The 21524-nt window shown below is 65.8% G+C and carries 22 protein-coding genes; 12 read left to right on the top strand and 10 right to left on the bottom strand.

What is annotated here, in order from left to right; all coding sequences use genetic code 11:
* Positions 1 to 82: 82 nt before the first annotated feature.
* Together ACG04R_RS27735 and ACG04R_RS27730 are read right to left on the bottom strand one after the other, a co-directional pair.
* Positions 83 to 466, bottom strand: coding sequence for a hypothetical protein (locus tag ACG04R_RS27735; RefSeq protein ID WP_394417815.1), 384 nt, complete (start codon positions 464 to 466; stop codon positions 83 to 85).
* A 183-nt stretch (positions 467 to 649) separates the two neighbouring features.
* Entirely contained in the window at positions 650 to 982 is a 333-nt protein-coding gene (locus ACG04R_RS27730) for a YnfA family protein (RefSeq protein WP_394417812.1), read from the bottom strand.
* A 356-nt stretch (positions 983 to 1338) separates the two neighbouring features.
* Between ACG04R_RS27730 and ACG04R_RS27725 the strand changes: the two genes are divergently transcribed.
* Positions 1339 to 1698 (top strand): hypothetical protein, encoded by a 360-nt coding sequence (locus ACG04R_RS27725; protein ID WP_394417810.1) that lies wholly within the window; start codon positions 1339 to 1341, stop codon positions 1696 to 1698.
* A 17-nt stretch (positions 1699 to 1715) separates the two neighbouring features.
* On the top strand, positions 1716 to 2171 hold the full coding sequence (locus tag ACG04R_RS27720) for a MerR family transcriptional regulator (RefSeq protein ID WP_394417807.1): 456 nt from the start codon (positions 1716 to 1718) through the stop codon (positions 2169 to 2171).
* A gap of 122 nt (positions 2172 to 2293) precedes the next feature.
* Here ACG04R_RS27720 and ACG04R_RS27715 read toward each other — a convergent pair whose 3' ends face one another.
* From ACG04R_RS27715 to ACG04R_RS27690, 6 genes are all read right to left on the bottom strand, one after another.
* On the bottom strand, positions 2294 to 3280 hold the full coding sequence (locus ACG04R_RS27715) for a cation diffusion facilitator family transporter (protein ID WP_394417804.1): 987 nt from the start codon (positions 3278 to 3280) through the stop codon (positions 2294 to 2296).
* A 12-nt stretch (positions 3281 to 3292) separates the two neighbouring features.
* Positions 3293 to 6457, bottom strand: coding sequence for a CusA/CzcA family heavy metal efflux RND transporter (locus ACG04R_RS27710; protein WP_394417801.1), 3165 nt, complete (start codon positions 6455 to 6457; stop codon positions 3293 to 3295).
* Between the two features lie 14 nt (positions 6458 to 6471).
* Positions 6472 to 7713, bottom strand: coding sequence for an efflux RND transporter periplasmic adaptor subunit (locus ACG04R_RS27705; RefSeq protein WP_394417798.1), 1242 nt, complete (start codon positions 7711 to 7713; stop codon positions 6472 to 6474).
* Between the two features lie 15 nt (positions 7714 to 7728).
* Positions 7729 to 8958 carry a TolC family protein gene (locus tag ACG04R_RS27700; protein ID WP_394417795.1) on the bottom strand — a complete coding sequence of 410 codons (1230 nt, stop codon included), beginning with the start codon at positions 8956 to 8958 and terminating at the stop codon, positions 7729 to 7731.
* A 69-nt stretch (positions 8959 to 9027) separates the two neighbouring features.
* A complete protein-coding gene (gene czcI / locus ACG04R_RS27695) occupies positions 9028 to 9381 on the bottom strand; it encodes a cation efflux protein, CzcI family (RefSeq protein ID WP_394417791.1) in 354 nt (117 codons plus the stop codon).
* Between the two features lie 30 nt (positions 9382 to 9411).
* Positions 9412 to 11685 carry a heavy metal translocating P-type ATPase gene (locus tag ACG04R_RS27690; protein ID WP_394417788.1) on the bottom strand — a complete coding sequence of 758 codons (2274 nt, stop codon included), beginning with the start codon at positions 11683 to 11685 and terminating at the stop codon, positions 9412 to 9414.
* A 96-nt stretch (positions 11686 to 11781) separates the two neighbouring features.
* Between ACG04R_RS27690 and cadR the strand changes: the two genes are divergently transcribed.
* From cadR to ACG04R_RS27640, 10 genes are all read left to right on the top strand, one after another.
* The gene (gene cadR / locus ACG04R_RS27685) at positions 11782 to 12234 is read left to right on the top strand and encodes a Cd(II)/Pb(II)-responsive transcriptional regulator (protein WP_394417785.1); all 453 of its coding nucleotides are present in this window, start codon (positions 11782 to 11784) and stop codon (positions 12232 to 12234) included.
* Positions 12235 to 12826: 592 nt separating this feature from the next.
* Positions 12827 to 13153: an ArsR/SmtB family transcription factor gene (locus ACG04R_RS27680; RefSeq protein ID WP_394417782.1), complete on the top strand. Its 327-nt coding sequence runs from the start codon at positions 12827 to 12829 to the stop codon at positions 13151 to 13153.
* A gap of 12 nt (positions 13154 to 13165) precedes the next feature.
* Positions 13166 to 13660, top strand: coding sequence for an arsenate reductase ArsC (locus tag ACG04R_RS27675; protein WP_394417779.1), 495 nt, complete (start codon positions 13166 to 13168; stop codon positions 13658 to 13660).
* 8 nt (positions 13661 to 13668) lie between these two features.
* Positions 13669 to 14172, top strand: coding sequence for an arsenate reductase ArsC (locus ACG04R_RS27670; protein ID WP_394417775.1), 504 nt, complete (start codon positions 13669 to 13671; stop codon positions 14170 to 14172).
* Between the two features lie 4 nt (positions 14173 to 14176).
* Positions 14177 to 14866 carry an aquaporin gene (locus ACG04R_RS27665; protein ID WP_394417772.1) on the top strand — a complete coding sequence of 230 codons (690 nt, stop codon included), beginning with the start codon at positions 14177 to 14179 and terminating at the stop codon, positions 14864 to 14866.
* Positions 14859 to 15590 carry an arsenical resistance protein ArsH gene (gene arsH / locus ACG04R_RS27660; protein WP_394417769.1) on the top strand — a complete coding sequence of 244 codons (732 nt, stop codon included), beginning with the start codon at positions 14859 to 14861 and terminating at the stop codon, positions 15588 to 15590. Before ACG04R_RS27665 ends, arsH begins: the two co-directional genes overlap by 8 nt.
* A gap of 111 nt (positions 15591 to 15701) precedes the next feature.
* Positions 15702 to 16190 carry a MarR family winged helix-turn-helix transcriptional regulator gene (locus ACG04R_RS27655; protein ID WP_394417766.1) on the top strand — a complete coding sequence of 163 codons (489 nt, stop codon included), beginning with the start codon at positions 15702 to 15704 and terminating at the stop codon, positions 16188 to 16190.
* Complete coding sequence (gene arsN2, locus ACG04R_RS27650) at positions 16181 to 18067, top strand: arsenic resistance N-acetyltransferase ArsN2 (RefSeq protein ID WP_394417763.1); 1887 nt, start codon at positions 16181 to 16183, stop codon at positions 18065 to 18067. Before ACG04R_RS27655 ends, arsN2 begins: the two co-directional genes overlap by 10 nt.
* Positions 18068 to 18069: 2 nt before the next feature.
* Complete coding sequence (locus ACG04R_RS27645; RefSeq protein ID WP_394417760.1) at positions 18070 to 19275, top strand: MFS transporter; 1206 nt, start codon at positions 18070 to 18072, stop codon at positions 19273 to 19275.
* Complete coding sequence (locus ACG04R_RS27640; protein WP_394417757.1) at positions 19272 to 19802, top strand: arsinothricin resistance N-acetyltransferase ArsN1 family B; 531 nt, start codon at positions 19272 to 19274, stop codon at positions 19800 to 19802. Before ACG04R_RS27645 ends, ACG04R_RS27640 begins: the two co-directional genes overlap by 4 nt.
* A 12-nt stretch (positions 19803 to 19814) precedes the next feature.
* Here ACG04R_RS27640 and ACG04R_RS27635 read toward each other — a convergent pair whose 3' ends face one another.
* Entirely contained in the window at positions 19815 to 20771 is a 957-nt protein-coding gene (locus ACG04R_RS27635) for an IS110 family transposase (protein WP_394417754.1), read from the bottom strand.
* A 273-nt stretch (positions 20772 to 21044) separates the two neighbouring features.
* The coding region (locus ACG04R_RS27630) for a hypothetical protein (protein ID WP_394417752.1) at positions 21045 to 21524 on the bottom strand (480 nt) is incomplete at its 5' end.

Here is a 21524-nt window from a genome sequence, read left to right as displayed (position 1 = left end):
GGCATGAAAACTCCGTGGACGAGCGGCGGCGTTGCCGGGATGCGGACGTGCCGCACCGGCGCCTGTCAGTCGACGGAGCTGGTCAGACTCGGAGTCTGAGCGTGGAAAGGAAGAGTGGGTCCGGAGGCGGCTGAGCCTCCGCTGTGGCCGTAGCGGGCACGGTTGCCGCCTCGACAGCGTCGAGCACCAGCGGCAGTTCCAGCACCTGGACCACCATCGGCAGTGCCAGGGTGGGAACCTTGACGACCTCGAAGGACTGAGCGGCGCTGGAGGAGTGCTCCGCGCAGAGCCCAGGTTGGTCCTGATCCATGCCTTGGCAGGGCACGCCAGCCGCCATCATTTCCGCCATCGTGGCCGGGTCTGCCTGTTGCGGGCAGACGTAGCTTGCCAACGCCAGCTGTGAGAACAGCAGCGACAAAACCACGAAGAATGCGGTGGTCAGGCGGCGGGTGGTACGGCGGAACATAAGCGGTCGTAGTCTAGCGCCGCGGCTTAAACCGCGCTGAACGCGACCGAGAACCATGGCATAGGTCAAACGTGGTCGCGCCATGGCGAGCTTCGTTGACAGACGAAGGACGGCCGTGACGGTGTAGGTCTGGCTAAACCTTCTCGACCCTGCGCCGTTCGTGCGGCAAGCGCACGCAGAGCGCTATGCGTTGCGTGGCCCAAACATGATGATGGCCATCCCCGCCAAGCTGACCGCAACCCCAACCCAGTCGGACGTCGATGGCCGCACGTTGTCGACGAGCATCAGCCACACCACGGCCACGCCGATGTACACGCCGCCATAGGCCGCGTAGACACGTCCAGAAGCGGTCGGATGAAGCGAAAGCAGCCACGCAAACAGCGCAAGGCTGGCGGCCGCCGGGATGAGCAGCCAGGAGGTCTTGCCTTGCTTCAGCCACAGGTACGGCAGGTAGCAACCGACGATTTCCGCGACTGCGGTCACGACAAACAGCACCAGGGTCTTCATTGGTTCCATCGCCGAATTGTGGTCGGACCGCTTGCCCCTCAAGTTACTTGAGGTCCTACCTTCGCGATGTGGGCGTTGTGCTCAAGCATCGGAGACGGACATGAGACCTTGGAAGGCTGTTCTGGGCGTGGGCGCGGCGTGCGCCGTATGTTGCGCGGTCCCGCTTCTGGGAGGCGCTGCAGCGCTGACGGCAGGCACGGCGACGCTGGCGGCCACTGGCTCTGCATTGCTGGCCTGCGCTGACGAGCTAGCACCCCTCGGTGCTGGGCTGTTGGTGCTGGCCGCGGCGGCGGGCGGCGTCGTCTGGTGGAGACGTAGTGCTCGACGTCAGGTTCAACCTACTGTGGGCTGTGGGGGCAACTGCAATGCAAGTCGCGGCTGATGCTCCCATTGCCTGCACCCTGTCCTCTGCTGAGCTGCCAGGGCGGCTGGCTTGGATTCGGCAAGTCACGGCGCAGAGCCTGACCGCGCACCGGCTAGAAGAAACCACGCTGCACCTGACCTACGCGCGCGAGGCCCGGATAGAGCTGGAGCGCATCGTCGATGGTGAACGGCGATGCTGCGGCTTCCTTCGCTTCTACCTCCGCGACACGCCAGTGTCCGTTGAGCTGACCATTGAGGCCCCTGCTGAAGCTGGTGCCGATGCGCGGTGGTTGTTCGATCAGTTCCTGCCCCAGCTGGTTGCCGCCAAGGCATGTGGATGCTCGCCGGGCGCCTGTGGGTGAGTGGCTAGGATGGCGGCATGAGTGCAAGACTCTCCATCGGGCTTGTTGCCCGCCGTACCGGCGCGACGGTGCCCACGGTTCGGTACTACGAAGACATTGGTCTCCTGCCACCGGCCGCGAGAACAGAAGCCGGCCAACGCAGCTATGACGAGGCGACCGTCCGACGCCTCGTCTTCATCCGCCGCTGCCGAGACTTCGGCTTTTCCATCGAGCAAGTGCGGGAACTGGTCGGGCTCGTCGACCAGCCTGACCGCCCGTGCGCCGAAGTGCGCGACATCGCCGCCGCCCACCTGGCGCAGGTGCAGCAGAAGCTTGAGGAGCTGAAGGCGCTCGAAGCCAACCTGAGCGCTTTCGTCTGCAGTTGCGATACCGCCTGTTCGGGCGGCCCGGCAGTCGACTGCACCATCCTGGAGGACTTGGCCTTGCCGGCAGAGAAAGCTCAGGTTGTAGGCGCAGCACGGTGCTGCGGATAGAGGGGCGGGCCTCCCGGCCAGGTCTGGCAGCAGCTCGGCGTTAGGACCACACCAAGCAGTTGCCCACCGGCGCCTGCATGCGTGGTCACCCCACGCCAGTTCGATAAAAACAGTCGCAAATTTCAGTGCTCATGGCCTTGGTGTGAATGGCTCTTCTCGTCATGCTCCTCGGCGAGCGCGGCGGTAGCGCTCTTGAAATGATCCCCCTCGTCGGTCTGGCCACAAGGCTCCAGCTCGCACTGCACGGTGATGTGGTGGATGCCGAAGGTCTCCGCCAGGCGCCTGCGCACCTCGGGAAGGACTTGCTTTTCGACGTTCACTTCCGGCTCCGTCACCAGGTGGACTGTGAGCGTGCTCTTGCCGCTCGTGACCGCCCAGACGTGCAAGTCGTGGAGGCTCTTGACGCACGGAACGGCCAACAGGAGCTTTTTCAGCTCGACCATGTCAACGTCTTCGGGCACCCCTTCCAACAGGATGTTGATGCTCGACTTGAGCAACGTCCAAGTCCGAGGCACGACCCACAGGCCGATGAGGATGGCGACCGCTGAGTCGACCCAGGCCCAGCCTGTGAACTTCAGGATGACCGCCCCGACGATGACGCCGACGGAGCCAATCATGTCGGCCCACACCTCGAGGTAGGCACCCTTCACGTTCAGGCTCGACTCCTGGCCGCCCTGAAGAACGCGCATGCTGATGAGGTTGACCAGCAGGCCAACGACTGCGATGACGAGCATCGCCGTCGACTGGATTTCCGGCGGCGCCTTGATGCGCAGGTAGGCCTCGTAGAGGATGTAGACGGCCACCCCGAACAGCAGCATGGCGTTGAACGCTGCAGCCAGGATTTCGAAGCGGTGATAACCGAAGGTCCTTCGGGCATCGGCCGGACGCTTCGCTATCCGGATGGCCGCGAGCGCGATGGCCAGCGCCGCGACGTCCGTGAACATGTGCGCCGCATCCGAGATGAGCGCAAGGCTCTGCGACACGATGCCGCCGACCAGCTCGACGAACAGGAACACCGTCGTGAGCCCGAAGGCAATCTTCAGCGAGCGCTGGTTAGCGCCCGCTGTGTGGTCGTGGCCTGCTGACCCGTGAGCGTGGTCGTGCGACATCGTCATTTCTCCTTAGGCGTTCACTAAGGTCGCAGCAGGTGCTTCGACTTCGTCGTCATCCCGTCGGTGTGCCCACCGATACAGCAACGGCAGTACAAGCAGGGTGAGCGCGGTCGACGACAAGATGCCTCCGATGACCACCGTTGCCAGCGGCCGCTGCACTTCCGCACCAGTGCCAGTGGCGATTGCCATAGGCGCAAAGCCGAGCGAGGCGACCAAGGCCGTCATCAGCACGGGACGCAACCGGGTCAGCGCGCCTTCCCAGATGGCGTCGTCGAGGCTCTTGCCTTCCTCGCGAAGGCTGCGGATGAACGACAGCATCACCAGCCCGTTGAGCACGGCGACACCGGACAAGGCAATGAAGCCGACCGCCGCCGAAATCGACAGCGGAATGCCCCGCAGCCACAGCGCCAGGACGCCGCCGGTGAGCGCAAACGGGATGCCCGTGAAGACCAGGAGGCCGTCCTTGGCGTTGCCGAACATGGTGAAGAGAAGCAGGAACACCATGGCCAGCGCCAGCGGCACCACGACTTGGAGACGCTGGGACGCGGACTGCAACTGCTCGAACGTCCCGCCCCAGGCGGTCCAGTAGCCCGTCGGCACCTTCACGCTCGCCATCGCAGCCTGCGCGTCGGCGACGAACGAACCGAGGTCGCGGCCCGTCACGTTGGCGCTGACCACCACCCGGCGCTTGCCGTTCTCACGGGAAACCTGGTTGGGTCCGGGTGCAACTTCAAGAGCCGCGACTTCGCCAAGCGGGATGTATGAAGCGCGGCCTTCAGCCCCCGATTTCGGCAACGGGATGGGAAGGCGCTTGAGCGCCTCGACGTCCTGTCGCACGTCTTCAGGCAGCCGCACCAGGATGTCGAAGCGCCGGTCACCCTGGAAGAAGGTGCCGGCTTCTCGACCGCCCACGGCCGTAGCCACGGCCTCCTGCACGTCGGTCATGTTCAGGCCGTAGCGCGTGGCCTTGGCACGGTCGATGTTGACCGAGAGCATCGGCAGGCCCGTCGTCTGCTCGACCTTGACCTCGGTGGCACCCGGCACCTTCTGCAGCGTGGCCGCGATGCGGTTGGCCGTATCGTTGAGCAGGTCGTTGTCGTCACCGAAGACCTTGACGGCCACATCCGAGCGCACGCCGCTGATGAGTTCGTTGAAGCGGAGCTGGATGGGCTGCGAGAACTCGTAGTTGTTGCCAGGCACTGTGGCGGCTTCATCGCGGATGGCCGCAAGAAGCTCGTCGCGCGTCTTGCGAGGCTCGGGCCACTGGTCCATCGGCTTGAGCATGATGTAGCCATCGCTGATGTTCGGCGGCATCGGGTCTGCAGCAATCTCGGCCGTGCCGGTGCGCGCAAAGATGCGCTCAATCTCAGGGAACTTCGCCTTGAGCGTCGCCTCGAGCTGCTTTTGCATCTCCACCGACTGCGTCAGGCTCGTGCCCGGGATGCGCAGCGCCTGAATGGCGAAGTCGCCCTCGTTGAGATTGGGCACGAACTCGCTGCCCAGCTTGGTGGCCACGATGACGGAGAGGGCCACCATGACGGTCGCGAAGGTCATCACCACAGGCGCGTTGCCCAGCGTCGCTTTGAGCGCGGGCTCGTAGCGGCGCTTGGCCCACTCCATCAGGCGGTTCTCCTTCTCGGTCACCCGTTCGCCGATAAACAGTGCCACGGCAGCAGGGACAAAGGTCACAGACAGCACCATCGCACCGAGCAGCGCGAGCAGCACCGTGTAGGCCATGGGATGGAACATCTTGCCCTCCACGCCGGTGAGGGCAAGGATGGGCACGTAGACCACCATGATGATGAGCTGCCCGAAGAGCAGGGGCCGGCGAGCTTCCTTGGCTGCCGCGAACACCTCGTGGAAGCGCTCCGCGCGCGTTAGCGCCCGGCCCTTGTGCGCCTGGACGTGCGCCAGTCGGCGCACAGCGTTCTCGATGATGACCACTGCGCCGTCCACGATGATGCCGAAGTCCAAAGCGCCCAGGCTCATCAGGTTGGCGCTGATGCCGTACTTCACCATGCCCGTGAAGGTGAAGAGCATCGACAGCGGGATGACCATGGCCGTGATGAGCGCCGCCCGGAAGTTACCAAGGAAGGCGAACAGCACCGCGATAACCAGCAGTGCGCCTTCCACCAGGTTCTTTTGAACGGTTTTGATGGCCTTGTCGACAAGCGTGGTCCGGTCGTAGACGGTGACGGCCTTGACGCCAGCGGGCAGCGTCTTGTTGATGGCCTCCATCTGCTTGTCCACGGCTCGCGAGACGGTGCGGCTGTTCTCGCCCATCAGCATGAAGACAGTGCCGAGCACCACCTCCTGGCCGTTCTCGGTGGCCGCGCCGGTGCGCAGCTCCCGACCCAGCTCGACGGCAGCGACGTCGCGGACGCGGATGGGCTGACCCTGTGCCGTGCCGATGATGATTTCGCCAATGTCCTCGATGGACTTGACCTGGCCAGGCGCGCGCACAAGGTACTGCTCGCCGCGCCGCTCGATGTAGCCAGCGCCGAGGTTGGAGTTGTTCTTCTCCAGCGCGTTGACGACGTCGGCCAGACTGAGGCCGAAGGCGCCGAGGCGCTCGAGGTTGGGTGCCACGACGTACTGCTTCGCGAAGCCGCCGATGGAGTTGATTTCAGTGACGCCTGGCACGTTGCGCAGCTGCGGCTTGACGACCCAGTCCTGGATTTCACGCAGGTCGGTGGGCGTGTAGGCCGTGCCGTCGGGCTTCTTCGCGCCCTTCACCGCTTCGACGGTCCACAGGTAGATTTCTCCAAGGCCCGTGGAGATGGGTCCCATGCTCGGCGTCACGCCGTCAGGCAGCCGCTCGCGCGCCTCCTGCAGGCGCTGGTTGACGAGCTGCCGCGCGAAGTAGATGTCGGTGCCGTCCTTGAAGATGACGGTGACCTGGGACAGGCCGTAGCGCGACAGGGAGCGCGTCTGTTCCAGGCCAGGCAGGCCGGCCATGACCGTCTCGATGGGATAGGTGACGCGCTGCTCGGTCTCCAGCGGCGAATAGCCCGGTGCCTGGCTGTTGACGACGACCTGCACGTTGGAGATGTCGACGACGGCGTCGATGGGCAGCTTGGTGTAGCTGTAGGCTCCGAGGGCTGCCATGGCCAGCACGGCCAGCATGACCAGCCAACGCTGCTCGATGCAGAAGCGGATGATGCGTTCAAACATGTCCGTCCTCCCGTTCAGTGTTCGTGGCCCGCGCTGGCTTTGCCCAGCTCGGACTTGAGGACGAAGGTGTTCTTGGACGCGACCTGGTCGCCGGCCTTGAGGCCGCTGAGCACCTCGACCGTGCGACCGTCGGAGCGGCCCACCTTGACGGCCACCGCCTCGAATCCGCCGGACACGGCCTTGAAGACCATGGCCTGGTTCTCGATGGTCTGGACCGCATCGGCCGGCACCGTCAGAGGGACGTCCTGGTTCTCGCCGTACACGGCGACAGTGACGAAGAGGCCGGGGCGCCAGGCGCCATCGGGATTGGTCAGCGTCACGCGGGCACGGGCGGTGCGGGTCTGTTCGCCCAGCAGCGCGCCGACGTAGGAGATGGTGCCTTCCACCTTGCTCTCGAACGCAGTCGACGAGACCGAGACACGCTGACCCACGCGAACGGTGGCCAGGTCCTTGGGCGCGACGTTGAACTCCGCCCAGACCGACCGGAGGTCGGAGACGGTGAAGATGCTGGCGTCTTCCTTGACCGCCTCTCCGAGCGCCAGGTGCTTCTCGACCACCGTGCCGTCGAAGGGCGCGCGCAGCTCGAAGCGATTGAGGTTGGCCGACGAACCGGTGGCACCTACGGCCGCGAGCTTCTGGGTCGCATTGCGGAACGCGATGTCCGCTTCACGCAGGGCAGACTGGGCCTGCAGGTAGTCCTGCTCCGCAGAAATCTTCTCCTGCCAGAGCTTCTTCTCGCGCTCGTAGGTGACGCGGGCCGCATCGCGGCGCTCCTGGGCGGTCAGCAGCTCGCTGCGTTGCTCTGACAGCGAGTTGCTGGCAATGACGGCCAGGACCTCACCCTTGCGCACCGACTGGCCGAGATTGGCGACGACTTGTTCGGCCACACCCGCCAGGCGCGGCACGACGTGGGCCGTGCGGTCCTCGTTGAAGCGGATTTCGCCGGTGAACTCGGCGGCAGCCTGAAGCTTCGCCGGGCCCGCGACTTGCACCGCGATGCCAGCCTTCTTGACTTGTTCCTCGGTCAGCTTGACCGCGCGATCTTCATGCTCCTCGTGCGCTTCCTTGGCAGCCGGGGCGGCCTTCTTGTCGTCGTCACCCTCCTTGTGCGCGTAGCCGGCCTCATTGGTGTTTTGGGCCTGTTCGGCTTCTTCGCCGGTCTTGTGCCGTTCGGTGAGCAGCAGTCCGCCGCCGGCCATGACGCCGACCAGGACGATGACCGCCATCGCGATGCGCTGTTTCTTCGTGATTGCCATGTTGGTGTTCCGTTCTCAGCGACCGAGCAGGCGGTCGATGGCCGTGGCGGCCTGGTATGCGTTGGAGAGCGTGCTCAGGTAGCGCGCCCGGGCTTGCAGCAGGGAGCGCTGCGCGTCGATGACGTCAAGGAAACCGAACTTGCCGGCCTCGAAGCCCTTGCTGGCCGAGTCGTAGGCCTGCTGTGCAGCGGGCAGGACCGTCGACTGCAGCGTCTGCAGCGATGTGCGAGCAATGGACAACTGCGCTGCCGCCGTCTGCAGGTCAGCAAGGACGCGCAGGCGCGCGGCCTGGAACTCATCCTCCGCCTTGTCCGCTCGCTTGTTGGCCTCGTAGACCGCGCCTTGGTTGCGGTCAAAGAGCGGCAACGGGATGGACAGACCGACGATGGCCTGCGTGCGTCCCAATTCGTTGTCGCGCTTCGCGCCAACGCTCAGCGTCACGTCCGGCGTCGCCTTGCTGCGCTCGACATCCACCAGCGCCTTGCGGCGCTCCACCTCGGTACGGGCGGCCAGCAGCGCCGGAGCCTCCTCGAGCCGGCCCATCAGCTCGGGAAGGGGCGCACGCTCAGGAATGGCGTTGATGTCTCCTCCGACGCGAACGAACCGTGGCTCTGCATCCCCCCAGAGGTTGGCCAGAGCATGGCGGGCAGTGGACAGCTCCGCTTGCGCTTCAGCGAGCTCGAGCTGCGTGTTGGCTTGGTCGACCTGGGCGCGGGTGGCGTCCACCGGCGAGACCTTGCCGGCCGCTACGCGCTTGGATACAGCCTGTGCGCCACTCGTGGCGAGGTCTGCCGAGTTGGTGGCCAGCTTCGAGCGCTCCTGAGCTGCGAGCACTGCGAAGTACGCCGCGATGGCCGATGAACGAACCTGGGCCTTTGCGTTGGCCAGCTCGACCTGGGCGAGGTCACGCGAGCGCTGAGCCGCGTTCACGCGGGCGGTGCGCTTGCCGCCCAGCTCCAACGGAATGTTCAGCGTCGTGGTTGTCGTTCGCGTCGCGCTACGGGTGTCCTCGACGCTTGCAGCGAGTTCCGGGTTGCGGAACGCGCCAGCCTGCCGGACGGAGCCGTCCTGGGCCTCAAGCTCTCGCTGCGCCGCCGACACCACGAAGCTTCGCGACGTCGCCAGCTCGAGCGCCTGTTCAAGGGTGAGGCTGTCTGCCGCCGTGTTTGTCGCCAGTTGGGCGCGGACGGTAAAAGGGCTGAGCAATGCGGCCGCCAGCCCGAGCGGCCAAAGAATTCTTCTCATCGAATCTCATAGGTTGAAACCAGGGATTCGGCGAGACGGGTGTGGTTGGAAGTCCTCCTGTCTCGCCGGCTAGGCGAGACGGCGCCACTGAGGGCGGTCTGGCGCCCTGGTGGGCGCGGACGCATGAGCGTCGAAGGTGGGAATGTCGAGGCGACTCGTCAGAGCAAGCGCCTCCATGCTGGCCGGAGCCTCGCAAGCCATTGCAGAGCAGGTGGCATGGCAAGCCGTGCAGTCGTTGTCGACAGCGAGCTTCGCGCTCGCGGGCTTCTCAGTGCCTTCGTCCGCCTTGTGTTCATGAGCATGGTGGCCCACATGCTTGGCAGACTGCACGCCAGTCTCATGCTGGCAATACACAGCCGCTGCGCCCCAAGCGAATTGGAGCGGCAGTAGCAAAGCGAGCAGCATTGCGACGAGCCGGTACATGGCCTAAGTATCGCTGCGGGACCGTGACAGTCAGTGGCGGGTCGAGACCCGGAGAAGACGCAACCCGTTGAAAACCACCAGCAGGCTCGCGCCCATGTCGGCGAAGACCGCCATCCACATCGTGGCACTGCCGAACACCGCCAGCACGAAAAACACGGCCTTGATGCCAAGCGCCAAGACGATGTTCTGCCAAAGGATGGCGTAGGTGCGCTGGGACAACCGGATGGTCTCAGGAACCTTTCGCAGGTCGTCGTTCATGATGAGCACGTCGGCCGCTTCCTTGGCCGTATCGGTGCCGGCGCCGCCCATCGAGAAACCCACGGCGGCCGCAGCCAAGCTCGGTGAATCGTTGACGCCATCGCCGACCATGCCCGTCTGATGGGTTTGACCCAGCTCGGAAATCACCTTGAGCTTGTCCTCGGGCAGCAGATTGGCCTGAACTTCGTCGATGCCAACCTGGCTGGCAATCGCCTTCGCCGTGGACGGGTTGTCACCGGTCAGCATGATGGAGTGGATGCCCAGGGTCTTGAGGTCAGCGACGGCCTGCCTGCTGGTCTCCTTGACGGTGTCGGCGACCGCAAAAAGCCCTAGGACGCGCTCTTGGTCCGCCAGCAAGGACAGCGTGCGCCCCTGCGCCTCGTGCTCCTCAAGCCGCGCCTCCAGCTCGGCGGAGCACAGGCCTCGCTCATGAACCCAGCGGTGATTGCCTAGGATGTATTGGCGGCCATTGACGGTGCCGTGAACGCCTCGGCCCAGGTCGGCGCCGAAGGCTTCGACGGGCAGTGGTTCTCCGTCCAGTCCGGACGCGACGGCCTTGGACACCGGGTGGTCAGAACGGCATGCCAAGCTCTTGGCAATCAGCATCACCTCGGCTTCAGGCAATGTCTGAGACAACGCCGCTTGCGCTACGAGGCGCGGCTTGCCTTCGGTCAGCGTACCGGTCTTGTCCAGCGCAACCACCTTGAGCTTGCGGGCCTCCTCGAGGTGCACGCCACCCTTGATGAGGATGCCGCGACGGGCCGCCGCCGCCAGGCCGCTGACCACAGTCACGGGCGTAGAGATGACGAGCGCGCAGGGGCAGGCGATGACGAGCAGGACGAGGGCCTTGTAGACCGCCGTCAGCCACGGCCAGCCCATGAGGAACGGCGTCCCCACTGCGACCGCCAGCGCCAGCAGGAAGATGGCCGGCGTGTAGATGGCGGCGAACTTGTCGACGAAGCGCTGGGTTGGCGCGCGCTGGCCTTGGGCTTCCTCGACGGCATGGATGATGCGCGCCAGCACCGTGTCGCTGGCGGGCTTGGTCACTTCGAACTCGAGCGCGCCAGCCTGGTTGATGGTCCCAGCAAAGACGTCATCGCCCGGTGCCTTATCCACCGGGATGCTCTCGCCAGTGACGGGGGACTGATCGACGGCGCCCTCGCCGGAGGTGACTCGGCCGTCAAGGGCGAATCGTTCGCCAGGCTTGACGCGGGCCGTCGCACCGACGGCCACGGTCTTTGCATCCACGCTGGCCCAAGTGCCATCGGCTTGGCGCACTTCCACCTGGGGCGGTGACAACGCCAACAGCCCGGTGATGGCGTTGCGCGCCCGCTCGACCGAGCGCGCCTCGATGAGTTCAGCCAAGGAATACAGCGCCATCACCATTGCCGCTTCGGGCCATTGCCCGATGGCAAAGGCGCCGGCAACAGCCACCGACATCAGTGCGTTGATGTTGAGCTGGCCGCGCAGGAGCGACGACAGGCCTTTGCGGAACACGGCGAGGCCGGACAGCGCGATGGCACCTGTCGCGACGGCCATACCGGCCACCTTCCAGACCAGCGTCTCCGGCGCGAAGAAGTGGACCAGTTCAGCAGCGATTGCAACGAGCAGCGCCGCAACCAGGCGGATCAACTCAGCGCGCTGGGCCTTGGCGGTGTCCTCGGCGGGAGGCGGCGCCGACAGCGTCTCCGTCTTGAAGCCGATGCCGTTGATGGCGGCAATCACCGGCTCCCAGACCGCCTGCGGTGCGTTGACGTCCAACGCGCGCGCAGGCAGATCGAACCGCAACCCGCGCACTTCGGGGAAGCGCTCCAGCGCGCGCCGTATCTGCCCTTCCTCGGTTGGGCAATCCATGGCGGGGATGCGCAGCAGCAGGCCGCCGGACGTCGCGACGACTGGGGACTTGGTCTCCACGCCGTGGGCCGAGCCGCAGCATGGCGTCTCTTGCTGGTGTGCATGGCCGTGGTCGTGTCCGGCCCCATGCGCGTGGTCATGCTCATGGTGGTGGTGGGCATGGTCGTCGTGGGCGTGCTCGTGGGTGCTCATGCTTGCTCGTTCGTCAGCTTAGAAAGTATTTGACAACCTGTAGCTGCTACAGAGTCAAGTCTCTACACTTATGTCCTTGCGAGCCCTGGGGTACTCATGAAGATTGGCGACTTGTCAGCCGCGTCAGCAACGCCCATAGAGACGATCCGCTTCTACGAGCGCGAGGGTCTGCTGCCGGCTCCCGGGCGGACACAAGGGAACTTTCGGGTGTACGAGGCGCCCCACTTGGAGCGCCTGCAGTTCATCCGGTACTGCCGCAGCCTTGATATGTCATTAGACGAGGTACGCGCTCTTCTGCGTTTCAAGGATGCGCCTGGCGAAGACTGCGGCGACGTCAATGCGCTGCTCGATGAGCACATTGGTCATGTATCCAAGCGCATCAAGGAACTGCGCTTGTTGGAGAAGCAGCTGAAAGAGCTTCGGCAGCGCTGCAGCGATGTGCGAAAGGCGGATCAATGCGGCATTCTTGCGGGTCTCGAAGAGGCGTCCCAGGAGCCGCCGTCAGCCGAACTGCCGAGCCCGCACCTACGCGCTGTGCACAGGCACTGACGCCTCTGCGCGTATTGGCAGCCGATTGATCGCACTGACCCTGTGTGCCGGCCTGTGACCTTCAACTGGACGTGCAGACCTGTGGACGTGGACTGAACATGGTGACCGCCATGCCCATCAGGCACAGCGCCATGCCAAACCCAGTCAGTCTGTCGATATGAGCGTTGTCCGGGCTTGCGGCCATCATGCCCATCTCGGCGATGAAGGTCTGGCGTCACAAATGACGCCGCCAAACCGCTCCGCATCTGAAGCTGAGCAGCCAAAAAAACGCCCCTGGCCGAAGGCCAGAGGCTTGGAACGTCTCTGCTGTCATCGCGTCGACGCCTGCTCAGCAACCGTCTTGAAAGTCAATCTGGCCGGCTGGACATGGCACATTGCAAGACCGCACGACGGTGCCGCTCCGCTGATAGAGTAACAACTGAGGCCAGCCTGCTGGCCTCCCTGCTTTACCTCCCTGAGCAGGAGCATCGGCGTGATGACAGCGTCGAGGCTTTATGGCCCCGGCTTTGACCGGGGCCTCGTTTTTTCTGCACGGTCTTGGTCCCGCTGGAGCGAGCTTGCAAAACTTCCTGACTTCCATAAAAATGGAATCATGGAAGAAAACGACGTCATCAAAGGTCTTGCCGCGCTGGCCCAGCCGCTGCGCCTGCAGGTCTTCCGCGCGCTGGTGGTCGTTGGCGATGCCGGCCTGACCCCAGGCGCCATCCACGAGGCCCTAGGCACGCCGCCGGCGACCCTGTCCTTCCACCTGAAGGAGTTGGTCAACGCCGGCCTGGTCACGCAGGAGCGCGCCAGCCGCAACCTGATCTACCGCGCCAACTACGAGCGCATGAACGGTCTGCTGAGCTACCTCACCCAGAACTGCTGCCAGGGCGCCGCCTGCGCCGTGGAAAGCGCCACCGCATCCTGCGACTGCTGACTGGACACCGCCATGCTCGAAAACACCTTCAACGTTCTCTTCATCTGCACCGGCAACTCGGCGCGTTCCATCATGGCCGAGGGCCTGATGAACAGCCTGGGTGAGCGGCGCTTCAAGGCCTATTCGGCGGGCAGCCACCCCAACGGTACGGTCAACCCGCTGGCCCTGCAGACGCTCGCCTCGCTGCATGTCCCGACGGAGGGTTTCCGCAGCAAGAGCTGGGACGAGTTCGCTGTGCCTGGCTCGCCCATCATGGACTTCGTGTTCACGGTCTGCGACTCGGCCGCCGGCGAGATTTGCCCGGTCTGGCCCGGTCAACCCATGACTGCCCATTGGGGCGTGCCTGACCCGGGTCATGTTGAAGGCAGCGAGGCGGCCAAGCTGCAGGCTTTCCGGGACGTTGCCATCACCCTCAAGCGCCGCATCGAACTGCTGCTGGCGCTGCCCCTCCAAAAGCTGGAGCCCCTGGCGATCCAGCACGAAATCCACCAGATCGGCAAGCGCTGAGCCTTCCCATGACCACCCACGTCCTCATCCTCTGCACCCACAACTCCGCCCGCAGCGTCCTCAGCGAGGGCATGCTTAACCACTGGGCCAAGAAGCTCGGCAAGGATGTGCAGGCCCACAGCGCCGGCAGCGCGCCCAGCGGCCGCATCAACCCCTTCGCCGTCGAGGCGCTGCAGAACGCCGGCGTCGACACCAGCGGCTACTACAGCAAGAGCTGGGACCAATTCAGCCAAGACGGAGCGCCGCCGCTGTCCATCGTCATCACCGTCTGCGACAGCGCCGCGGCGGAGCAGTGCCCCGTCTTCTTTGGTGGCAACGGCCAGCCGGTGAAGGTGCACTGGGGCTACCCCGACCCGTCCAACGCCGAGGGCGGCGATGAAGGCAAGCGTCGCGCCTTTGAGCTGACACGCCAGGCCATCGGCTACCGCATGCTGCAGCTGCTCGCGCTGCCGCTCGACACGATGGGCAAGGCCGAGCTGCAGCAAGCACTGGCCGACATTGCCAAGAGCTGACCTAATGAACCTGTCTCGCAAGCTCTTCGCTGAACTGCTGGGCACGGCCTTGCTGCTGGCCGTCGTCATCGGCTCCGGTGTCATGGCCGAGCGCCTGTCCGGCGGCAACGTGGCCGTCGCGCTGCTGGCCAACACGCTGGCCACCGTGGGCGGTCTTTACATCCTCATCGAAGTGTTCGGCCCCGTCAGCGGCGCCCACTTCAATCCGGCCGTCAGCGCGGTCATGGCCTGGCGCGGTGAGCTGCCCAAGGCCACCTTGGCACCCTACATCACTGCCCAGCTCCTCGGCGCGATGCTGGGTGCATGGCTGGCACACGCCATGTTCGACATGACCATCGTGCAGTTCTCCACCAAGCTGCGCGCTGGCACCGGCCAGTGGATCGCAGAGGGCGTGGCCACCTTTGGCCTGCTGCTGGTGATCCTGCGCGCGCCCAGCACTCGTGTCGCTGCCATGGTGGCCGCGTACATCGGCGCGGCCTACTGGTTCACCGCGTCGACGTCCTTCGCCAACCCGGCCGCCGTGTTCGGCCGCATGTTCAGCGACAGCTTCGCCGGCATTGCACCTTCGAGCGCACTGGGCTTCGTCGTCGCCGAGCTGCTCGGCGCCGCCGTGGCGGTGGGCGTTCATCAGCTGCTGACGACGCCCAAGGCGGCGGCCGCTTCTGCCACTGCGGGTGAGGCCCGTCATGTCTGAACCGCTGTTCCCTGACGCCACTTTCCCGGCGCTGCGCACGGACCTGTTCGACGTGCCGACGCAGGAGCGTTTGACCGTTTCTGCGCCGTCGCAGCACCGGCCCCGCTTCCTGATGCTGTACGGGTCCCTGCGCGAGCGCTCGTACAGCCGCCTGCTGACCTTTGAGGCGGCCCGCCTGCTGGAGGCCATGGGCGCGGAGGTGCGCATCTTCAACCCCAGCGGCCTGCCGCTGCCCGACGACGCGCCCGACACGCACCCCAAGGTGCAGGAGCTGCGCGAACTGGCCGCCTGGTCCGAAGGCATGGTCTGGACCTCGCCCGAGCGCCACGGCGCCATGACCGGGATCATGAAGGCGCAGATCGACTGGATTCCTCTGTCGTCCGGCGCCGTGCGGCCGACGCAGGGCAAGACGCTGGCCGTCATGCAGGTCTCCGGCGGCTCCCAGTCGTTCAACGCCGTGAACCAGATGCGTGTGCTGGGCCGCTGGATGCGCATGCTGACCATCCCCAATCAGTCGTCGGTGGCCAAGGCCTTCGCCGAGTTCACCGAGGACGGCCGCATGAAGCCCTCGTCTTTCTATGACCGCGTCGTGGACGTGATGGAGGAGTTGTTCAAGTTCACGCTCCTGACCCGCGACCTCGGGCCGTACCTCGTGGACCGCTACAGCGAGCGCAAGGAGAGCGCCGAGGAACTGTCCAAGCGCGTGAACCAGCGCGCGATCTGACGCGATGCCGCCGCGGGGCCAAGGCCCCGTTTCTTTGCGCTATGTAGTTGCTATTGGCAACCAAGAAGGTCGACCTCAAGATGCGCTCAGATAGTTGCTACACGCATCCAAGTGTCCGAGTCGAACCCCGGCAGCCTGCTGCGAGAAGTCGCCCGCATGTACACGCGGGCCCAGCGCGTCGTGGCGGAGTGCTGTCGCACCACCAGCACCCAGTGTCACTTGCTCACCGAGCTGGGCCGCTCCGGGCCGCTGCCACTGTCGGAGCTGGGCACGCGCGTGAGCCTGGAGAAGAGCTGGGTGTCGCGTGCCGTGGAGGCCATGGCAGCCCGTGGCTTGGTGACCAAGGAGCCGAACCCGTCCGACGCAAGGAGCTGGCTCGTCACGCTCACCGCCTACGGCGAGCGCACCGTCCGTGAGCTGAACAAGACCCTCGATGACCATGCCGAGGCGCTGTTGGCCTCACTGAGCCCCCGCCAGCGCGACGCCGTCGAGACCTCATTGCTGACGCTCCTGAAGGCCTTGCGCGAAGACCCGGCCGCCATGTGCTGCCTGCCGCCCGAGCCGAAGGAGCCCGAACGGGATTCCAAACCATGCTGCTGAACAACTCCATCTCCCTGCGCCAGGCCGGCGCATCCGACTGGCCCGCCGTCGAAGCCCTGCTGCTGGCCAACAAGCTGCCGACCGAAGGCGCGCAGGCCCACCTGTCCACCTACCTGCTCGCCACGAGCAACGGCGAGGTCGTCGGCTGCGCCGGCGCCGAGGTCTACGGCACGCTTGCGCTTGTGCGCTCGGTCGCCATCGCGCCCGGCCTGCAGAAGCAGGGCATCGGCCGGCTGCTCGTCGGGCGGCTGCTGCACGAAGCCCGCTCGCGCGACATCGCGGCGCTGTACTTGCTGACCGTCACGGCGCCCGAATACTTCGCGCAGTACGGCTTCAAGCGCATGAAGATCGAGGAAGCGCCCCAGGCGTTGAAGGCCTCGGCCGAGTTCCAGGGCGCGTGCCCGGCCTGCGCCGCGTTGATGTCGTTGACGCTGCGGGAAGCTGCTGCGGTGGATTCGGGGCTGCCCGTAGCGGTCCTGGGCGCCGGCCCGGTGGGTCTGGCGGCAGTGGCACAGCTCGTTGAGCGTGGCTTGCCTTTCGTGGCGCTGGAAGCCGGCGAGGAGGTCGGCGCCAATCTGCGCGACTACGGCCACGTCCAGCTCTTCTCGCCCTGGCAGTACGACGTCGACCACGCCATGGCGCGGCTGCTGGCGCCGAGCGGCTGGACCGCCCCGCCGGCGGCCGAACTGCCGCGCGCCGGTGAGGTGGTAGACCGGGTGCTGAAGCCGTTCGCTGCGTTGCAGCAGGTGGCGCCGTTCATCAAGCTGGGCGCACGGGTGCTGGCGGTGAGCCGCGAGGGCTTCGACAAGGTCAAGAGCGCCGGCCGCGACCAGGCGGCCTTCCTGGTGCGCTACGAGCAGAACGGCAAGGTGCACGAGCTGCGCGCCCGCGCCGTCATCGACGCCACCGGCACCTGGAATCAACCCAACCCCGTGGGCGCTAACGGCCTGCCCGCCGTCGGCGAGCCGGAGGTGAGGGACCGCATCTTCTACGGCATCCCGGATGTCGCCGGCGCGCTGCGCGGCCGCTACGAGGGCAAGCGCACGCTGGTGGTAGGCGCAGGCCACTCGGCCGCCAATGCGCTCCTGGCGCTGGCTGATCTGGCGAAGCAGTCAACGGGCACGCGCTTGGCCTGGGCCGTTCGCTCGCCGGCCCTGCAGCGCGTCTTTGGCGGCGGGGACGCGGATGCGCTGCCGGCCCGCGGCGCACTCGGTGCGTCGTTGCGCCGACTGCGCGACGGCGGCGCGTTGGAGTTCTTCAGCGGCCTGCGTGTCACTCACATCGAGCGCGTCGGCGATCAGTTGCGCCTCACCGGGCTGGACGCGAAGCAACAGCCCGTCGTCGTGGAGGGCATCGACGAAATCATCTGCGCCACCGGCCAGCGGCCGGACCTGTCCCTCACCAGCGAGCTGCGACTGAAGCTGGACACCTGGCTGGAGTCCAGCGAGGCCCTGGGCCCGCTGATTGACCCGAACCTGCACAGCTGCGGCACTGTGCGCCCGCACGGCCACCGCGAGCTGGCCCATCCCGAGCCGGGCTTCTACACGCTGGGCGTCAAGAGCTACGGCCGCGCGCCGACCTTCCTGATGGCTACCGGCTTCGAGCAGGCCCGTTCTGTCGTCGCCGCCATCGCTGGCGACCTGGCGGCGGCGGACCGTGTCGAACTGGAATTGCCGGAGACGGGTGTTTGTTCGGCCAACCTTACGCCGACCGGCGCCGCGACCGGCTGCTGCGGTCCAGCGCCTGAAGCCGTTGCCGCTCCTGTCGCGGTTTCAGCGCCGAAGCGGGGGTGTGGTCCAAGCAGCTGCGGACCCAAGCCGGCGGCCCTTGAGGTTGCAGCGCCGGCCCCCGCACCGGTCTCGCGCTGCTGCGGTTGACGATGACTGCCAGCCGCACGCGCGTCGTCGCCACGCTGGGAACTGCTCAGACGTTGGCCTGGGCGTCGTCCTACTACCTGCCCGCCATGCTCGCACGGCCGATGGCGGCCGAGCTGGGCGTATCGCAGCCTACGGTGTTCGCGGCGTTCTCGGCAGCGCTGGTGGTGTCGGCCTTGACCGGTCCGCACAGCGGCAAGCGCATTGACCGCTGGGGCGGGCGGCCCGTGCTGATGGCCACCAGCCTGTTGTTCGCCCTCGGTCTGGTCCTCATGGCGGTGGCGAGCGGGCCGATCAGCCTGTTCGCAGCCTGGGCCGTCATGGGGCTGGCGATGGGCAGTGGGCTCTACGAGGCCGCGTTCGCGTCGTTGGTGCGGCTCTACGGCCACGACGCACGCGGCGCCATCACCGGCATCACGCTGATCGCCGGTTTCGCGAGCACGGTCGGCTGGCCGCTGACGGCGGCGCTGGAGCATGCTTGGGGCTGGCGTGGTGCGTGTTGGGCTTGGGCCGGGCTGCACCTGGTTCTCGGGCTGCCGCTGAATGCCTGGCTGCCGCGTGCGGGGCAGCCGGTGGCGGTGACAGCTGGCGGCACGTCGGCCAGTTCAGCGCCGGATGCGGTGGAACCGCCGCTGGCTACTGCAGTTTTGCTGGCCTGGGTGTTTGCCGTGACCTGGTTCGTCAGCACGGCCATGGCGGCTCATCTGCCTGGACTGCTGGCGCTGCTCGGTGCGGCACCGGGCGTGGTTGTCGCCATCGGTGCGCTGGTCGGGCCGGCACAGGTTACGGGGCGGCTATTGGAATTCGGCTTCCTTCGCAGGCTGCATCCATTGCATTCGGCGCGCCTGGCCGCGTTGATGCACCCACTGGGCGCGGCGCTGCTGGCCGTGCTGGGGGCGCCAGTTGCCGCCGTGTTCGCCTTGCTGCACGGCGCGGGCAACGGCATCCTCACCATTGCCAAGGGCACGTTGCCGTTGGCGCTGTTTGGACCAGCCGGCTACGGGCACCGCCAAGGGCTGCTCATGTTGCCGGCACGGCTGGCACAGGCTCTGGCCCCGTGGCTGTTCGGCGTGCTGCTCGCTCATTTCGGTGCCGCTGCACTGTGGTTCTCGGCCGCGCTGGCGCTCAGCGCCCTTGCAGCGCTCCTTCTCATTCATGTGCCGAGCAGCGACGGTTCAGCACCGACTACCTCCTTCAGGAACGCAGCATGAAGATACGAACTGCCACCCCGAACGACGGCGCCGCAGTCGCTGCGATCTATGCGCCTGTCGTGCAGCACACGGCCATATCTTTCGAGACTGAGCCGCCTGACGAAGCAGAGACGAGCGCTCGCATCGAGAAGACGCTCACCAGCCTGCCATGGCTGGTGGCCGTGGATTCCGACGGCGCTGTATGCGGCTATGCCTATGCCAGCAAGCACCGCGAGCGCGCTGCCTACCAGTGGTCCGTCGACACGACCGTCTATGTGCGCGAGGACATGCGTGGCCAGGGCGTTGGTCGTGCCCTGTACGGCCGCCTGTTGCCGCTGCTGGCCGAACTGGGGTACTGCCAAGCCTTTGCGGGCGTTGCATTACCGAACGCCGGCAGTGTGGCCTTGCACGAAGCGATGGGCTTCGAAGCCATCGGCGTGTATCGCAACGTGGGCTACAAGCATGGCGCCTGGCGAGACGTCGGTTGGTGGCAGAAAGGCTTGCGGCCACTTGATGCCCCCACCGCCCCGACGGCGTTCCGAGGTTAGACGCAGTGGCTGCTAGATGTCGTGCATCATGGGGTTCCAGCGAGAGCCATGTTTGGCGATGGAATTCAGAGTCGCAAGTAGTTTTCGCATGCTCGCCACCAGTGCGACCTTCTTCGCTTTGCCGCTGGCGACCAGCCGCTCATAGAAGGCGCGAAAGGTCGCGCAGAACCTCACCGCAACCAGCGTGGCCATGTAGAGAGTACGTCGCACTTCATGGCGGCCTCCGGAGATAGACCGTTGCCCTCGCATCTGGCCGGAATCCCTATTCATCGGTGCCACGCCAACCAACGCGGCAATTCGGCGCCGATCTATCTTGCCGAGCTCTGGCAGGTCTGCGATCAGCACTGCGACGCTCGTTCGGCCCACGCCGGGGACGGTCGCAAGGGCCGTCGCAAGGTCAGCGTGGTGTCGCTGAAGATGGGCCGACACCGCAGCCTCGTTGTCAGCCAGTTCTTCAGCCAAGAAGGCGAGCACCCGTTCGACGCTGGTTACTGACGCGGCGTGCGACTGCCGTCGCCGCAGCTCCTCTGCTGTCTGCATCTCAATCAGCTGGCGCCGACGCTGAACCAACGCCTGCAAACGCTGGCGCGCCTCGTCGGGCAGAGGCTTGATGAACCGCTCGCGTTCTGGATGCTGGTTCAAAACACGCGCGAACGACGCTAGAAGCTTGGCGTCCAGCGCGTCCGTCTTGGCCAATATGCCCATGGCTCTCGCGAAGTCCCGGGCCGTTCGGGGATTTACCACTGCAACGGCGAGGCCCTGCAACTGCAGAGCTGATGCGGCGGAAAACTCATAGCCGCCGGTCGCTTCAAGGACGACCAGCGTCGGAGCTAGGTCAGCCATACGCCTTCCCAGCTCGGCGATGCCGGCGTCGTTGTTGGTCACCTGCCAGGTATCCGAGCATCCCGACCAAGCCACTTCCAACGTCGCGCTCGCCACGTCGATTCCTACAAACACAGGTTCGGACATGTCCTCTCGTTCCCTTCCTTGCGTATGCGAACTTCAAGTTCCAACAACCGTTCGGGTTGAGGAGAAGACGGTCCGGCCAAGGCGCTCATCGCTGAGCAGCGGGCTTTGTTGCCCCGGGGAGGAGCGAGCTACCTTGGCCAGTCCGAGCCGCCAAGATACAAGGGAGGAAAAGCAGGGAGTTGCGACAAAGCCGCGACCTCGATTTCAGTCTAGCAGTGCGCTCCAACGCGGCCTGCCCGGTGCCTTGCAGCGCGCCCGTCGACCGTGGCGTCCTCAGTAGCTCCGCTCCAGGCGCCAGAGGCGATAGCCGAAGTACGCCATGCAGAGCAGCGACAGCGAAAGGGCAGCCGCGACCAGGTAGAACAAGCCCTGACGCAGGGCCTCAGCTGCGAACGCAAACTGTCCGCCCGCGCTCGCTGCATCCAGCGAAGAGCCGACGAAGAAGGCGACCACCGAGACGATGACTGCGCCTGCGCAGCTCAACAGCCAAAGGCGCGTCAGCTCCTTCTTCTCGGCGGTGAAGGGATCGTCATGGCGATGCCGCGCAGTCTGGTCGCGCAGCGTGAGGAAGAAGTTCACCACCCCGAACGCAAAGTCCGCGATGGTTTCAAGCAGCGATGACATCGTGCGTATTTCGGCCCAACGTGACCGCCGATTTCGGCATCGTGACCGGTCATTTCGGTCATCGTGACCGACCGCTGATTTCGGCTCATCGTGACCGGCCGTTTCGGCATCGTGACCGCCCATTTCGGC

Source organism: Pelomonas candidula, from assembly GCF_043555985.1.
GTDB classification, from domain to species: domain Bacteria; phylum Pseudomonadota; class Gammaproteobacteria; order Burkholderiales; family Burkholderiaceae_C; genus Pelomonas; species Pelomonas candidula.
The sequence above is the reverse complement of the archived record's forward strand: the minus strand, read 5'-3'. Positions and strand labels throughout refer to the sequence as shown.